Source organism: Legionella quateirensis (genome assembly GCF_001467955.1).
Lineage (GTDB): Bacteria > Pseudomonadota > Gammaproteobacteria > Legionellales > Legionellaceae > Legionella > Legionella quateirensis.
The window spans coordinates 256,750-271,991 of sequence record NZ_LNYR01000012.1; the positions used below are offsets into that span (position 1 = coordinate 256,750).

Here is a 15,242-nt window from a genome sequence, read left to right on the forward strand (position 1 = left end):
ATAATATACACTTTGAATATTAAATATGGTTCTGATAACGGACGAACAGAGACTGCAGGGTATCGGGCAACTTCTTGTCCTTGAAAAGCTATTAGAAAAATCTAAGGCTATTGATTATTATAAATCGGCAGCTTCTGAAAAAATTTCTTTAATCCAATATTTAGTAAAAAATAATATATTGACTGCTGAACAAATTGCTTTAACTGCGGCACAAAACTTTGGTGTGCCAATGATTGATCTTAATTGTATTGATGTAGATGCCATTCCAGCCAATTTAGTTAACGAAAAATTGATTCGACGTCACTCAATGATTCCTTTATTTACAAGGGGCAGTAATTTATACCTTGCAACGGATGACCCCAGTAAACAAACGTCGCTTAAAGAAATACAGTTTCATACAGGGTTAAATACTAATGCGATCGTAGTTGAAACCGATAAGCTGTCTGTATTAATCGAACGGTTATTGACTGCAAAAGAAAGTCAGGGTTTATCTGAATATGTTGATGACTCCAATGACCTGGAAGGCCTGGAAATCAGTGCGGATGATGAGGAACATGAAGGTGAGGTCTCTACTTCGGTTACTGATGACGCCCCTATTGTAAAATTTGTTAATAAAATATTGCTGGATGCCATTAAACAAGGTGCGTCAGATATCCATTTCGAACCCTATGAGCGCGAATATCGTATTCGCTACAGACAAGACGGTATTCTACATGAAGTAGCTACGCCTCCAGTTAGTTTGTCATCTCGTATTACTGCACGCATAAAAGTAATGTCCTGTCTTGATATTTCGGAACGAAGAATTCCACAAGATGGCGGTTTTAAAATGAAGATTTCTAAAGCCCGATCCATTGATTTCAGGGTCAGTACCTGCCCTACTTCGGGTGGAGAAAAGGTTGTCATGAGGATTCTTGATCCCGGAGCAGCCAAATTAGGGATTGAAGCCCTTGGCTTTAGCCCTATTCAACGATCACATTTCGTTAAAGCCATTGAGCGTCCTCAGGGCATGATTCTGGTAACTGGGCCTACTGGAAGTGGTAAAACAGTTACGTTATATACTGCATTGAATATACTCAACACCATTGAAGTCAATATATCAACTGCTGAGGATCCCGTTGAAATTAAAGTTCCAGGGATTAATCAGGTTAATATTAATCCAAAAGCTGGTTTAACCTTCTCAGGAGCCTTACGCTCCTTTCTACGCCAAGATCCAGATATTATAATGGTTGGGGAGATTAGAGACTTTGAAACGGCTGAAATCGCAATTAAAGCCGCACAAACGGGCCATTTAGTCCTATCAACCCTTCATACAAATAGTGCTGCAGAAACCTTAAACCGGTTAGTTAATATGGGTATCCCGACTTTTAATATAGCCAGTTCAGTGACAATTATAATTGCCCAGCGCCTGGCAAGAAAGTTATGTGAACATTGTAAAGTAGTTCGAGATGATTTCACTAATCAGGGTTTATTGGAGCTGGGTTTTAAAGAAAGTGATTTGCAGGATATCAAATTATATAAATCTGTGGGCTGCAATCAATGTACGAATGGTTATCGTGGACGTGTTGGACTTTTTGAAGTACTTCCCATGACTAAAACACTAGGTCAACTCATTATGTCTGGAGGAAATTCTTTGGAAATTTTAAAACTGGCCCAATCTGAAGGAATGCTTACTATTTTTGAATCCGGTTTGGAAAAGGTGAGACAAGGAATTACCACCATAGAGGAGGTCAATCGGGTAACCGTTGATTAATTTCATGGATAAAAAAGCTAATCCAGTACTTACATTTCATTATGAAGGAATTAATAAATCGGGCCAAAAAATGATTGGCGAAATTGAGGCAAGAAGCTTGGCCATTGCTAAAGCAGACCTAAGAAAGCAAGGTATTGTCGCCAATAAAGTAGTAAAGAAAAGAAAACCTTTTTTTGATAGAAAAAATAAAAAAATTAAACCAGGAGATATCACAGTATTCAGCCGTCAGTTAGCTACTATGATCGAGGCGGGAATTCCTCTGGTACAATCATTTGATATAGTTGCAAAGGGACAATCCAATAAACGACTTAAAGATCTGATTGAGACGATTAAGCATGATGTTGAAACAGGTCTTACTTTATCTGAAGCTTTAGTCAAGCACCCTGCTTTTTTCAATGAATTATTTTGTAATCTTGTTGATGCTGGTGAAAAATCAGGTTCTCTGGATGTGATGTTGGATAAAGTTGCAACTTACAAAGAAAAAATTGAAACCATAAAAAAGAAAATTAAAAAAGCGCTCACCTATCCAATTGCTGTTATGGTTGTTGCCCTAATCGTAACTGCTGGATTATTGATCTTTGTTGTTCCTCAATTTGAATCCTTGTTTAAAGGTTTTGGGGCTGATTTGCCTGCATTGACCGCCGCGGTAGTTCAAATGTCGAAATTTATGCAGGCTTACTGGTATTATGTATTTGGTACTTTGGGCGCTCTTATTTATGCTTTACTCTATGCAAAAAATCATTCGCCTAATTTTGCGCAAAATATGGATAGAATTTTATTAAAAGTTCCTGTAATCGGACCTATCCTTGAAAAAGCAGCTATAGCACGATTTACACGAACTTTATCCATCACTTTTGCTGCAGGACTACCTCTTGTTGAAGCCTTAAAATCTGTTGCTGGAGCAACGGGTAATATCATATTTGCCAATGCCACGGAACAAATTCGCGAAGAAGTTTCTACTGGACAACAAATGAATATGGCGATGGAAAATACCCATCTTTTTCCTAATATGGTGATTCAGATGGTTGCAATTGGTGAGGAATCGGGCGCATTAGAAAAGATGCTCGGAAAAGTAGCGGATTTTTACGAAGAAGATGTCGATAATGCAGTAGATGCTTTAAGTAGTTTATTGGAACCTATAATTATGTCAATATTGGGTATTCTGGTTGGCGGTTTAGTAGTTGCTATGTACCTGCCTATCTTTAAACTGGGATCCGCCGTCTAATCTAAAGAATGATTCAGAACATAAAAGGAATTGAACTCTAAATGATACACGAATTATTAAACTATAATCCTGCTTTGATGTATCTGATCATCATCATTATTTCACTGGCCATAGGTAGCTTGCTCAATGTAATCATTTACCGCCTGCCAATCATGTTACAAACAGAATGGAGGGAGCAGTGCTGTGAGTTGTTGGATATTAAGGATAAAAAGAAACAGCCGAATCTTAATTTATTTTTGCCCAGATCTTTTTGTCCTGAATGTAAAACTCAGGTTAAGGCATGGCAGAACATCCCTATTCTTAGCTATTTGTTATTAAGAGGCCGTTGTTTTTCCTGTAAGCATCCCATCTCGCTGCGTTACCCCTTTATAGAATTGCTAACGATGCTGTTGTCCTTATTTGCAAGTTGGCATTTTGGATTTACTTTACAATTGCTTTTTGTTTTATTAGGAATTTGGACGTTAATTTCATTAATCTTTATAGATCTGGATCATCAACTATTACCTGACAGCCTGACACTAGGGTTTCTCTGGATCGGTCTGATTGCCAACACCCAGAATTTATTTGTACCTCTTCCTGTTGCTGTTTTGAGTTGTGCTGGTGCGTATGTAGGGCTATGGCTGTTTATCCAGTTGTTCTATTTAATTACCGGTAAAGTTGGAATGGGACATGGTGATTTTAAGCTGTTCGCTGCATTTGGAGCCTGGTTCGGCTGGGTATATCTACCCTTAATTCTCTTGCTCTCATCAATTAGCGGAGCAATTATTGGTATGATCTATTTGCATGTAAGCAAACAATCAAGAGATACAACGATACCTTTTGGACCTTTTCTATGTGTCGCTGGACTGATTTCCATGTTTTGGGGACACGCAATAATTTCCTGGTATTTACAGTTTTGGCTGTAAGTCTATCGGCACCCTGCCGATTGCAGGAGATAACTCACTTCGTTCGTGATCTGAGATATCCCTTCATAATACTAACGACGATAATGTTCTACTATTCAGTATAAACCTTCGTCATTGCGAACAAAGTGAAGCAATCCAGAACACAGTCCAATAAGGCTCCTTTCTAGATTGCTTCGCGTTGCTCGCAATGACGGGTATTTATAGGGCCATTAAGACTTAAATAAATTCCTTTTCGGATTTAAAAATTATGAAGGGATTACTCAGTTCGTGATGACGTTTCTTCGTGGTACGTCATCACGATCGTAGTAAATCTCTCGATGCAGGTTCCTTGCCTCATTGAGGAGATCCCTCACTACACTCGGGATGACGGTTGAATTTCGTCATCCTGAAGGTAGTGAAGGATCTTCCTATGCAGGCACCTTGCCGTTTGCAGGAGATCTCTCACTTCGTTCGAGATGACGTTTCTTTATCCGAATTGTAAGAAAAGTTACTTGTTCGTATTATATTGACTTCCAGCTAAACTACTCTTTAAACTCTCTTTAACTTCTTCGAACTCAGCCACTAATGGAGTGGTTGCATAAGTAAATAAAGTACATTTAGATCCCGTCAGAAAATTAGTGACATGTATCAATGCATTTGCAAGAGTTTTTAATAAATTAGTTAAATAATCTCCCCAACCCAATTCTTTTTCCAATAATGGTTTTGCTTTGTGAATTGCATCAGTACACTTATCAATAAATATCTTTTGAGGTTTACCCTTGTTCTCTGTGTAATCCGTGATGGATTGCAGATACTCATTGGTTGCCATGGATAATGTATTTGCTAATCGCCGAGCTTCTTCCAATACCTTAGGGTTTATGTGCTTATCGTGTTCCAATAATTTAATTCTATTCAAACAATCTGCAATCGTAGAATTTAGTTCCGCTTTTACATCTTTATAGGAAACAATAATTCCATCGATGGATAACTTTCTTTGAATAGTCAAATCAAAATATGAAGCCCAAGATTTGATTTCTGTTTCTTCAGGTAAATTCTGAATTATTGATTTAAGGTCCCAATATTTGAGTGAAAAGTCGTTAACAATATTGAACAGTACATCATTAGTATTCTGTTGCCACAAGTTAAACAAGGTTTGCGGGTTTGCATATTCTTTATGAGCGCCAACGAGCATGTTTCCCTTGGGTGAACGACCATCAATATAATTACCCGTACTGTATTGATAAATGTTAATTAGAATTCCTATTCGAATTTTACCAATAAGTTGATACATTTCCTTCAATCGTTCGGGTGCAGTATCCTCTGGAGTCTGTGTGAGATCACGTATTCGATGTATCCATGCCACCAGTTCATTAAACTTGTTTATTGGAATGAATTGATCCAGAGGTATAGTTTTTGTAAATAAAGGGATACGATGTATTGGCGTCGGATTGTTAAGTATATTTGTGTATGCCTCATCATCTTTAACCCATTCTGACAATTCTTCTGTACCAGGTATTAACCTCAAGTTTTTATAATAGTCAGTACTTAAATTTAATTTCTCTTTTGACATACCATAATGGAGAGACTTATTAGCTTGACAAGCTGATGATATCCCCAGTAGTTCATCGGGTTTTTTATAAATTGGATTAACGCCAATTTTAAGGTTAATCAGATGATTTTTTCCTGTAAAATCAGTTGCCAGAGAGTGAAATGAAGTATGGCATCTAATTAATCTGATCTTACCTATTGTACTGTACATGTCAGCCAAAGTTTTATCAGAAAGATCATCGCGATATATTCTTTGATTGTTCATTCGATGAATCCAATCAGTTAATAATCTGAACTCCGCCAAAGAAACGGCTTGGTTTAATTTAAACGCGGGCTTAGATAACTGGGGCATAGGAATTTAACTCCATTGAAAATGTTGCCATATTGTACTATAAAGCAAAAAAACAATCAAATTTAGGGGGTGTAAGTTTATTGAAGAGTTGCACTAGTATTATCTGGCAGACTTGATAGTCGGAATCTACCAGAGCAAAGCGCAGATTTAATGTGATGGTTTTCTTCGTTGCATAATTGCAGAAAAAAACTCAGGTTTATTCAATCCCATAGAGGCGAAAATTTGCGGAATTTTATCCCAACTTCCTTCCTGCTCAATACTTTCAACAATCAGCTCAAATCCCTTATCTTTATCTACATCAAGTCCCCAGCCATTAATCAAGCAGAGTCCTCTTAGTCTTTTTGCAGCAATATGACCTAATTTTTCAGCCGCCAATAAATGTGCATGTGCTTCTTCATAGAGTTGCTGACTTCTTTTCAGGTTTGCTGGACTATTAAATACGCCTTCATTGTCTAGATTTTGTCTGTATTTAGCTTCATCAATAAAGATTTGGGCTAATTGGTAATGAGCGGCGGAGTCATCCAGATCGGCTGCTTTACGATAACATTCAATTAACATGATTTCAGAATAAGGAAAATTTTTGTTACCTTTCAGTTTTTTGAATAATCCGGCCAACTCATAATAACAAAGAATTTCTCTTTTAATGACTTCATCTCCAGGTTGATTATTTACCCGGTTGTTTTGCATGGCTTTTATCTTTTTGGTCAGTCGTTTTATTTTCCAACGTTTCATATTGAACATGAATACTCCTGTCATTGTTATGCGGTGCTTTGAATGATAATTTGTAATAAAAATATAACAGCAACAATTAATATCATTAATAAAATTATTTTAGCTGCTAATCCTAATGATTCTTTAACTTCTTTCTGATGTTCTATAGTAGTTTCTTTTTCAAGTTCAGGACTTACTTTTTTAGCAAGACCCAATATTTGATCATCAATGTAATTGGAAATATAGTATGAGATGTAGCCAGCAAGTAAACTGGGCAAAAAGAATATCAACCAGGTAATGACCCTACTGGCTGGTTCAGTGTACTCATATCGATTTTCAAAAAACATGATTATATTACTAACCAAATCAGGTACATCATAATACAGATTCCATATCAAAAATGGCAGGATGTACATACTGAAGAAAAATAATCCCAACGCCAGGATCAAACTAATAATTCCCAATACATACAATTTGTTATTAATGGAATATCTATCTTGCTCCATGATACCCTTCCGCAGTGTTATATATACTAAGTATATCTAATTTTAAGATAGCAGATGGGTACAAATAAGTACACTTACTGGTTATATTTCATAATTCGTTTAAAATTCATAGTTTATCTTATACTTTAAGGATTTATATGAAACGTCAGGTTTTTATGCTTTCTGATGGAACAGGGATAACTGCAGAGACTTTAGGAAACAGTCTTATTACGCAATTTGAAAATATTGAATTTGAAAAACAAACCATACCTTACATCGACTCGCTTCAAAAAGCTGAGAATGTGATTCAGCGTGTAAATCAATCCTTTGAACAACAAGGTATTAAACCTTTGGTATTTATGACTTTAGTAAATCCTGAAATTCGTCAATTGTTTAAAAATGCTAATGCCTGTGTATTTGATTTGTTCAGTACCTTTATTGGCCCATTAGAAAATGAACTAAATGAAAAATCATCTTATACCGTAGGTAGAACTCATGGCGTAGCCAACGATAAATCATACACACATAGAATAGAAGCTGTTGATTTTGCCTTGTCCCATGATGATGGAGTTAAAACTCGAGGTTATGATAAAGCCGATATCATTTTGATTGGTGTTTCACGATGCGGAAAAACACCAAGTTGTTTGTATATGGCCTTGCAATATGGAATATTGGCTGCAAATTATCCCTTCACAGAGGATGATCTCATCGGTTTTCATTTACCTGAAGTATTAAAGCCTTATAAGCATAAGTTATTTGGACTCACTATTGATACACATAGATTACAACAGATTCGATCCGAGCGTAGACCCAATAGCAAGTATGCGTCTTCAGAACAATGCCGATTGGAGGTTACTGAAGTCGAAGCAATGTATCAAAAGGAAGGAATTCCCTATATCAATTCCACGAAGTACTCTATTGAGGAAATCGCAACAAAAGTGTTGGCTTCTGCTGGGCTGCAACGAAAAATATAGACTATGATGACAACTCAATAATTTATTTCCAACATCCCGCGAATTGTTTGCGGGATTATGAGAGCCAGTATTATTAAGCAATGTTAGTCACTGGACTGATTTAATTTTAATGATCAATTGATTCTATTCAGGTTTATTTCTAATTTCATTAGATTGAGCTGGCTTATCCTTTATTTCACTGACAATATCTCTCAAACGATGAGAGAAAATACCTTTTGGCCAATCGTTGACTTCTTCTGGAGTCAATTGTTGCTCTGCTTTCTTTATACAAGTTTCAATATAGGATTTATAACTTTGTCCCGTTGCTGGTTTTGTCGTTACCAATGCATTGATCATTTGTTCACTGAAATGGCATTTACTGGCTTTACGTTCATCTTTTAAATTTATACCTACAGTATCTGTCTCTACAAAAAGTGTTTTTCTGTAATTTAATAATTGCCGAATTGCATCTTCTCGCGCAGTAGAAAACGGTTCTTCTTGAAAATCATTGCTATGTAAACGTTCTTGAAGTTGTTCCATATTGGCCTTATCTAATTCTGTAAGAAACTTAGGGAATCGCTCATTGATCAGTTGTTCGTTTTTCGTCCACTCTTCCGAGTATGCTTTTGCCGGTTTCAGTTTATCAACCCAACTAAGCACGCTATCAATCGCTTTAAATACAATATTCTGCACATGCTCAGCAATCTTAAGTGGTTTAACTGCCCCACTAAAAGTCGGGTTGTGATGACTATGCAATAGATTATTCAGTGCATCGTAAACCGATTCATTTGCCTTGGTATTGGAATAGTTTTCCAGAACATTTTTAAGAGTTAATCCTCTGAGCTCCCCATTTGAACTGTCTCGGTAATCAAGTACAGCAAAAACATCCTCATCATTTATATCCGAAATATACAAACCTTTATTAGGGATAAATTCAATTTTCATATCATTAATTTTTATATTTTTTAATATATTGCATTGGCTGTTTGCATATTCTTCTTTCCCCTTATTGGATTGGATAGCATGAATATTGTCCCAAAATGTTGAAAAGGTTTGAGGTGTTTGGGTGTTTTCAGTAAATAAACTCATTCCCCAAGTATTTTTAGTTTGATCTTGAAATTGCTTGCTGCGATAAAAAAAAATATCTTCCACTTTGCTTTTCATATACAGCCTCTAGAAGGATAATTGCACACTGAACACCATACAGTGGTACATGATTAAAACAGATCTTATTTGACAATTATAGGCCAAATTCAGATCAGCAGAATAATTAGAATCTAAAGTATAAATATTGTTGATAACACCATAATTTCCATATCCTGAATTTAGTTAGGGATTTCAAAATACAGGCACATTACCGGTTTCAGGAGATCTGTTGGGATAATTGATGAGTTAAGTACTGTTCATTTTCTTGTTTGAGTTTTTTATAAGTAACTGTTTGGGGGAATACACCTATCAATGAATTTGAAATTGCCATAACTGAGCTTTTTAAAAAGAAGAGCTCAATATGAAATCAAAAGAAGAATATCGGGAACTAATGAAAATAACGGTTTAATATGCACCTAATCCCATGATAAATCCTGCTTCTTTAGTATAAATAATATTGACTGTCCTATAAAAAAAATTGACTATATAGTTAGTTAATAATACAAGCACTTGTCTGGATATTATTTGAACATAAAAAACAAGTATAAGGGAATGATTTTCATTAGCCTCAGCGCCGTTATTTCGAGTGCTGCCACCCCAGTTACCGCAAAATTAATTCAAATTGGAAATGAACACCTGATTAATGGTCATAACCCTATTTCTTTTTGTAATTTACTATTTGTTGGCAATTTAATCGCACTTATTACACTGTATCTTCTTTATTTTAAGGAGAACCGAACATTTAAAATGAAATCAATATCCAGAAGAAATTGGATTTGGATAACATTGTCAGCATTCTCATCCGGCGTTCTTACTCCAACATTATATTTCCTCGGAATCATGAATACTGACGTTGTCAATGTGGTTATTATTTCAACGTTCCAAATTCCTTTAACGTTGTTTTTTGGATGGTTATTTTTAAATGAAAAACCTCTACCTAAAGTTTTGATTGGTTCAGTATTTACCCTCCTTGGCCTTATTACTATAGCAGTATTACAAAAATGGGGTTTTACTTCAGAGGCTACACCACGTGTGTTAGCTTCTGCCAATCAATCTGAAGGTGCTTTAAATAGTTTTATGAAATCCCATGCTTACTCCGGAGAGATTTGCGTATTTCTTGCCGTGTTCAGCAGTACTTTCTCTGGTTTAATTGGGTTACATACAAGTAAAATAATTCCACTAGGAATGTTAAATCTTTTCCGCATGGGTCTGGGTGTGGTCTTTTTCTTTTATATTGCGCTAGCTATGTTCGGCTGGGGACATTTTGATGACATTTTCTCAGAATTCTTATGGGGATGGATGTTGATTTATGGTGGGATAATCGTAGCTTTTAATACCTACTTCAAATTTCTAGGTTTGAAGTATGCAAAAATTGATGAAATATCGATAAGTTCTACTTTAATACCTATTTTCTCATTGTATTTTTCTTATCAGATTATGAATAATCTTCCCAATAAATCTCAACTTATAGGAACCATTTTAATTATAATAGGCCTCTTTATTGGCTTGATTGGAAAACTGGAGTCAACAAATAAATCCAAGATGCCTGATAAACCCCCTTGTTACCCTGGATTATAAGATTCATTAGACTCTCAAGGCGGCATTTATTCACCGAGTGAGCCAACATTAAAGAAATCGTCTAATGCTGCCGTTGACGAAATGATCTCAATAAATCAAACGTTAAAATGGTAACACATCCTAATGAGACGAAGTAAACAACAGAACTTAGCAGTAATTGCAGCAAGCCCCTGGCTTATCCCGATTAACAATATGATTTGTTGTTACACAAAACAAATCAAGGGCTTTTGAAGTTTATATCAGGCAATTAAATCATTGCCTGAGCTCTCAGCAAGTTAGTGTACAACCCATAACGCCATAAAATCACTAACCTTCATAGCAGCAAGAGTATTGGTATCACTCATTGCATTCATGATCTGTTCTACTCGGTTAGCTGGTAATCGTGAACTCAGGTTATTCTTGAACTTGGATATCAAAACAGGAATTCCTTCTTCACGTCGTCGTTTATGACCAATTGGATACTCTACAGTGATTAATTCACTTTCTGTACCGTCATTGAAAACAAGTTTGATGCTGTTTGCTATAGATCGTTTTTCCGGATCATGATATTCACGAGAAAAACGCTCATTTTCTGTGACGTGCATTTTGGCTCTTAAAGCATCTATCCTTGGATCTGTTGCTACTGTATTTTCATAATGTTCCGCTTTTAAATCACCAAAGAGTAAACCAATTGCCACCATATACTGCAGGCAATGATCTCTATCAGCGGGATTATGCAAAGCACCTTGTTTACTGATTATACGTATAGCAGACTCATGTGTTACCAACTCAATTCGTGCAATATCATTGTATCGCTGAGTCACTAAAGGATGTAATGCAACAGCACATTCTACGGCTGTTTGCGCATGAAACTCTGCCGGATAGGAAAGTTTAAAAAGAACATTTTCCATGACATAACTGCCATAAGAGCGTTGAAATTTAAACGGTTTTTTATCAAATAAAACATCATAAAATCCCCAGGTAGGAGCACTTAATGCACTGGGATAACCCATTTCACCTGTTTTAGCAATTAAAGCCAGACGAACTGCACGTGATGTGGCATCTCCTGCGGCCCATGATTTTCTGGAGCCTGCATTGGGCGCATGTCGATATGTTCTTAAACTTTGGCCATCAACAAAAACCTGCGACAAAGTTCTTAACATCATATCGCGATCGGCGCCGAAGAGTTGCGCTGCAACAGCTGCACTGGCAATTTTAACGAGAAATACATGGTCTAATCCTACACGGTTAAAGCTATTTTCCAGAGCAAGACAACCTTGAATTTCATGAGCTTTAATCATTGCGGTGAGTACATCCTGCATTAAAATTGGCGCACGTCCCTTACCACAATGTTCTCTACATAAATAATCTGCAACAGCTAATATAGCACCCAAATTATCCGATGGATGCCCCCACTCAGCTGCAAGCCATGTATCATTGAAATCCAGCCAACGAATCATAGTTCCAATATTAAAGGCTGCCTGAACAGGATCCAGTTCATAATTGGTTCCAGGAACACGAGCTCCGCCTGAAAGTGTGGCTCCAGGGACTATGGGTCCCATGAGTTTTGTACACTCGGAAAAATTTAGCGCCAATAGACCACAGCCTAAAGTATCCATTAAACAGAGACGTGCTGTCTCATAAGCAAGTACACTATCTACTTTAGTGTTTAAAACATAATCAGCAATATCCGCGATAACCTGATCGTAATCAGGTTTAACATTATCTTCTACATAACTGCTCATATTAACCTCTGTTCTTAATTTCAATGAATGCTCTTTGTTCTGGTCCAATATATTCTGAAGTAGGCCTGATTAATTTATTATTGGCTCTCTGTTCGAATACATGTGCAGACCAACCTGTGATTCGGGACATCACAAAAATAGGAGTAAACAAATGTGTAGGTATACCGCAATAATGATATGCAGAGGCACTATAGAAATCGAGATTGGGGAACAATTTCTTTTCACTCCACATGACCTCTTCTATGCGTTCAGAAATGTGGTACAACATCAGGTCACCCTTTGCTTCACCTAACCTGAAGGACCACTTTTTAATGATATCAGAACGCGGATCACTTGTTGTATAGACCCTATGCCCAAATCCCATGATTAACGCTTTATTCGCCAGCATCTGCTTTAACCCTGCTTCGGCTTCATCAGGTGTCTTGAATTGTTCAATCAGTTCCATTGCCGCTTCATTAGCACCACCATGCAAAGGCCCACGCAAAGTTCCAATCGCGCTGGTTATCGCAGAATAAAAATCAGACAATGTAGCTGCTGTGACTCGTGCAGCAAAGGTTGATGCATTAAATTCATGTTCTGCATAGAGTATGAGTGACACATTCATCATATCCGATTCGATTTTGCTGGGTTTTCTATTATGCAATAAAGCCAGGAAATGACCACCAACGGTATTCTCATCACTGTAACCGGAAATTTCCCTATTCTCATAATGATAGGCATACCAATAACACATAATTCCAGGGAATAACGCCAATAGCCTATCTGCAATTTCGTATTGTTGCGAAAAATTTTCTTCAGGTTCAATATTACCCAAAAAAGAACAGCCGGTTCTTAACACATCCATAGGGTGTGTGTTTTTGGGAATCAACTTCAATACGGTTTTTAATTGCTCCGGTAAGCCTCTCAGACTTATCAGTTTTTTTGTATACTTATCCAGTTCACTTTGTGTTGGAAGATGGCCATAATTCAATAAATAAGCAACCTCTTCAAAGCTTGCATATTCAGCTAAATCGTCAATTGAATAACCTCGGTAATTTAAACCTTTACCTGCCAGGCCAACAGTAGCAATTGCTGATTGTCCAGCAACAACACCGGCTAAACCTCCACTCTTACTACTCATTTTCTTCCTCCATCAGTTGGTCCAGTTTTTCTTCGTATTTGTGATATCCAAGAATAGTGTACAGTTCCTCTCGTGTTTGCATTGCATCAAGAACTGACTTTTGCGTGCCTTGTTGGACTATAGTTTCATAGGTTGTTAGTGCCGCTTGCGACATTGCTCTAAAAGCACTCAGCGGATAGAGAATTAATGAGACACCCGCATCATTGAGTTCATCTCTGGTAAATAATGGTGTTTTACCAAACTCAGTAATATTAGCCAGAACGGGTACTTTAATACTTTGAGTAAATGTTCGATAGTCATCCAAAGTCGTCATTGCCTCAGGAAATATCATATCAGCGCCCAGTTCAACACACAGTTGAGCACGGTCTATCGCTGAACTCATTCCTTCAACTGCATAAGCGTCAGTTCTTGCCATAATGACAAAATCAGGATTCTTCCGGGCATCAACCGCGGCTTTAATTCGATCGCCCATTTCCTTTTCTGAGACAATAGCTTTATTAGGCCTATGTCCACATCGCTTAGCTAATACCTGATCTTCGATATGAATGGCAGCTACACCTGCTTTTTCCATCAACTTGATTGTTTGAGCAATATTAAAGGCATGTCCCCATCCAGTATCGACGTCAACTAAAAGGGGTAATGGAGATACATCGGTTATACGTCGCGCATCCTCCAGAACTTGCGATAAACTAGTCATTCCAAGATCGGGTAAACCAAAGGATGCATTAGCTACGCCAGCACCCGAAAGATAGATGGCTTTACATCCAGCTGATTCAGCTAACATTGCAGTATAAGCATTGATGGTACCCAAGACCTGTAGCGGTCTATTATCCTCCACTGCAAGTCTGAACGCTTTTCCCATTGAACTGGTCATTCCATATTACTCCTTTGACCTAAAGGGTTATTATTATGCTCTAATGAGAAGTCCATCTCAATCGATTTTACTAAATTACTAAATGTCCTTTGAGATACCATCGGCAATAACCAGAAATAAACACACGATTATCCATTAACTCGCAAAATAACTCCCCTTTTCTGTGTAAGCCCTGAATCGCACGTAAATTGGATTTATTTAATTTATTTGCCCAGAATGGTGTTAAAACACAGTGAGCGGAGCCGGTTACAGGATCTTCCGAAATACTGTGCCTTGGATAAAAGCAACGAGAATAGAAATCAGCCTCAGTACATGCAGAGGTAATTATTAAGCCTCGTTTAGGCAGTTTAATGAGCTTTTTTAAGTCAATTTGAGCGTTAATGACCTGTGCCTCATTGGCGAGAAGGATCAAATAATCGAGATCACTGTCGTATGTTTCTAATACAGGTTGATCGATAAGCTGTGTAATATTCTCTGAAGAATGGGTGTTAACATAATTCAACCTGGGAAAATCAAGAGTAAGTCGGTCTTTCCTTCTTAATACAGAAAGTTGTCCACTCATACTATTAAAGGTGATGATATCAGTTGAACATCTCTCTAATTCAAACAAGACAAAGCCAGCAGCTAGCGTTGCATGTCCACACAGGGAGATTTCTCCATTTGGGGTGAACCAGCGTATATGGAATCCATTATGGGCTTCAATGATAAAAGCCGTTTCAGATAAATTATTTTCTGCGGCTATTGCCAGAAGCAGCTCGTCATTGAGCCAATCATCAAGTAAACATACAGCTGCTGGATTTCCATGAAATACTTTATCAGTAAACGCATCAATTTGAAAAAAGTCAATACTATGCACAATCTGCTCACATGATGAAAATGTTGATTATAGCTG

13 protein-coding genes are annotated in these 15,242 nt (G+C 37.2%); 5 read left to right on the plus strand and 8 right to left on the minus strand.

Annotation, left to right across the window (positions count from 1 at the left end; genetic code table 11):
* Positions 1-25: 25 nt before the first annotated feature.
* From pilB to Lqua_RS05770, 3 genes are read left to right on the plus strand one after another with little or no spacing between them, the layout of a single operon-like run.
* Positions 26-1,750 (plus strand): type IV-A pilus assembly ATPase PilB, encoded by a 1,725-nt coding sequence (gene pilB, locus Lqua_RS05760; protein WP_058473331.1) that lies wholly within the window; start codon positions 26-28, stop codon positions 1,748-1,750.
* 4 nt (positions 1,751-1,754) lie between these two features.
* A complete protein-coding gene (locus Lqua_RS05765; protein WP_058473332.1) occupies positions 1,755-2,975 on the plus strand; it encodes a type II secretion system F family protein in 1,221 nt (406 codons plus the stop codon).
* Between the two features lie 41 nt (positions 2,976-3,016).
* Complete coding sequence (locus tag Lqua_RS05770; protein ID WP_058473333.1) at positions 3,017-3,880, plus strand: prepilin peptidase; 864 nt, start codon at positions 3,017-3,019, stop codon at positions 3,878-3,880.
* A gap of 487 nt (positions 3,881-4,367) precedes the next feature.
* Here Lqua_RS05770 and Lqua_RS18885 read toward each other — a convergent pair whose 3' ends face one another.
* From Lqua_RS18885 to Lqua_RS05785, 3 genes are all read right to left on the minus strand, one after another.
* Entirely contained in the window at positions 4,368-5,759 is a 1,392-nt protein-coding gene (locus Lqua_RS18885; RefSeq protein WP_058473334.1) for a hypothetical protein, read from the minus strand.
* Positions 5,760-5,906: 147 nt separating this feature from the next.
* Positions 5,907-6,500, minus strand: a complete 594-nt coding sequence (locus Lqua_RS05780; protein WP_058473335.1) for an SEL1-like repeat protein — start codon at positions 6,498-6,500, stop codon at positions 5,907-5,909.
* A gap of 17 nt (positions 6,501-6,517) precedes the next feature.
* Positions 6,518-6,976, minus strand: a complete 459-nt coding sequence (locus Lqua_RS05785; protein WP_058473336.1) for a hypothetical protein — start codon at positions 6,974-6,976, stop codon at positions 6,518-6,520.
* Between the two features lie 137 nt (positions 6,977-7,113).
* Here Lqua_RS05785 and ppsR point away from each other — a divergent pair, with 137 nt between their 5' ends.
* Positions 7,114-7,929, plus strand: a complete 816-nt coding sequence (ppsR, locus tag Lqua_RS05790; RefSeq protein ID WP_058473337.1) for a posphoenolpyruvate synthetase regulatory kinase/phosphorylase PpsR — start codon at positions 7,114-7,116, stop codon at positions 7,927-7,929.
* Positions 7,930-8,052: 123 nt separating this feature from the next.
* Here the strand turns inward: ppsR and Lqua_RS05795 are convergent, their stop codons facing one another.
* Complete coding sequence (locus Lqua_RS05795; RefSeq protein ID WP_058473338.1) at positions 8,053-9,072, minus strand: hypothetical protein; 1,020 nt, start codon at positions 9,070-9,072, stop codon at positions 8,053-8,055.
* A gap of 534 nt (positions 9,073-9,606) precedes the next feature.
* On the opposite strand from Lqua_RS05795, the gene Lqua_RS05800 reads away from it, so the two are divergent.
* Positions 9,607-10,632, plus strand: coding sequence for a DMT family transporter (locus Lqua_RS05800; protein ID WP_058473339.1), 1,026 nt, complete (start codon positions 9,607-9,609; stop codon positions 10,630-10,632).
* Positions 10,633-10,907: 275 nt separating this feature from the next.
* Here the strand turns inward: Lqua_RS05800 and Lqua_RS05805 are convergent, their stop codons facing one another.
* The 4 genes from Lqua_RS05805 to Lqua_RS05820 all read right to left on the minus strand — a co-directional run bounded on the left by Lqua_RS05805 (position 10,908) and on the right by Lqua_RS05820 (position 15,206).
* The gene (locus Lqua_RS05805; protein ID WP_058473760.1) at positions 10,908-12,356 is read right to left on the minus strand and encodes a bifunctional 2-methylcitrate dehydratase/aconitate hydratase; all 1,449 of its coding nucleotides are present in this window, start codon (positions 12,354-12,356) and stop codon (positions 10,908-10,910) included.
* Position 12,357: 1 nt separating this feature from the next.
* Positions 12,358-13,476, minus strand: a complete 1,119-nt coding sequence (gene prpC / locus Lqua_RS05810; protein ID WP_058473340.1) for a bifunctional 2-methylcitrate synthase/citrate synthase — start codon at positions 13,474-13,476, stop codon at positions 12,358-12,360.
* Complete coding sequence (gene prpB, locus Lqua_RS05815) at positions 13,469-14,350, minus strand: methylisocitrate lyase (RefSeq protein ID WP_058473341.1); 882 nt, start codon at positions 14,348-14,350, stop codon at positions 13,469-13,471. The genes prpC and prpB overlap by 8 nt, the downstream gene beginning before the upstream one ends.
* Positions 14,351-14,420: 70 nt before the next feature.
* Positions 14,421-15,206, minus strand: a complete 786-nt coding sequence (locus tag Lqua_RS05820) for a PhzF family phenazine biosynthesis protein (RefSeq protein WP_058473342.1) — start codon at positions 15,204-15,206, stop codon at positions 14,421-14,423.
* Positions 15,207-15,242: the final 36 nt, after the last annotated feature.

Coding starts and splice junctions, on each gene's coding strand:
- pilB (WP_058473331.1), top strand. CDS start 26: ATGGTTCTGATAACGGACGAACAGAGACTGCAGGGTATCGGGCAACTT.
- Lqua_RS05765 (WP_058473332.1), top strand. CDS start 1,755: ATGGATAAAAAAGCTAATCCAGTACTTACATTTCATTATGAAGGAATT.
- Lqua_RS05770 (WP_058473333.1), top strand. CDS start 3,017: ATGATACACGAATTATTAAACTATAATCCTGCTTTGATGTATCTGATC.
- Lqua_RS18885 (WP_058473334.1), bottom strand. CDS start 5,759: ATGCCCCAGTTATCTAAGCCCGCGTTTAAATTAAACCAAGCCGTTTCT.
- Lqua_RS05780 (WP_058473335.1), bottom strand. CDS start 6,500: ATGTTCAATATGAAACGTTGGAAAATAAAACGACTGACCAAAAAGATA.
- Lqua_RS05785 (WP_058473336.1), bottom strand. CDS start 6,976: ATGGAGCAAGATAGATATTCCATTAATAACAAATTGTATGTATTGGGA.
- ppsR (WP_058473337.1), top strand. CDS start 7,114: ATGAAACGTCAGGTTTTTATGCTTTCTGATGGAACAGGGATAACTGCA.
- Lqua_RS05795 (WP_058473338.1), bottom strand. CDS start 9,072: ATGAAAAGCAAAGTGGAAGATATTTTTTTTTATCGCAGCAAGCAATTT.
- Lqua_RS05800 (WP_058473339.1), top strand. CDS start 9,607: ATGATTTTCATTAGCCTCAGCGCCGTTATTTCGAGTGCTGCCACCCCA.
- Lqua_RS05805 (WP_058473760.1), bottom strand. CDS start 12,356: ATGAGCAGTTATGTAGAAGATAATGTTAAACCTGATTACGATCAGGTT.
- prpC (WP_058473340.1), bottom strand. CDS start 13,476: ATGAGTAGTAAGAGTGGAGGTTTAGCCGGTGTTGTTGCTGGACAATCA.
- prpB (WP_058473341.1), bottom strand. CDS start 14,350: ATGACCAGTTCAATGGGAAAAGCGTTCAGACTTGCAGTGGAGGATAAT.